Raw genomic sequence first — 569 nt, forward strand, 5'->3', positions numbered from 1 at the left:
AGCAGGCCGGCATTGCGGAAGATCAGGTAGATCGGCACCAGCACCGCCACCCCCGGCATCATCTTGGTGGAGAGCATCCACATCAAAATGTCCTTGGTGCGTTTGGTCGGCGAGAATGCCATGGCCCAGGCGGCGGGAATGGCGATCATGAGCGCGATGATCGTCGAGCCGAGCGACAGCACGACCGAGTTCATGAACGGCTTGAAGTAATCGCGCTGGGTCTGCACGGTGATGTAGTTTTCGAGCGTGCCCGAGGGAATGAGGCTGAAGCCTGCGATCGCCTCCGGCTCGGTCTTGATCGAGGTGAGGAAGGCGTAAAGGATCGGGAAGAACAGCAAAAGCGCCACGGCCCATGCCGCGATGGTGAAGCCGATCTTTGCGCGTGTCGTTGTCTTGCGGGCCATGATCGCTTCTCCTTAACGGTCGAGGTTCTTGCCGACGGCGCGCATCAGGAAGATGGCGACGATATTGGCGAGCACGACGGCGATGATGCCACCGGCCGATGCGCCGCCGACGTCGTAGCCCAGAAGCGCCGTGCGATAGATGAGGAAGGCAAGGTTGGTCGAGGC

At 61.0% G+C, this 569-nt stretch carries 1 protein-coding gene and 1 pseudogene; both read right to left on the reverse strand.

Features of this window, described 5'->3' with window-relative positions; translation table 11 throughout:
• The coding region (locus ACQZ5Y_RS28290; RefSeq protein WP_458575367.1) for an ABC transporter permease family protein at positions 1 to 404 on the reverse strand (404 nt) is incomplete at its 3' end.
• 12 nt (positions 405 to 416) lie between these two features.
• Positions 417 to 569: pseudogene (locus tag ACQZ5Y_RS28295) on the reverse strand (sugar ABC transporter permease); the annotation flags it as partial.

It is taken from the genome of Agrobacterium sp. A3-95 (assembly GCF_053521785.1).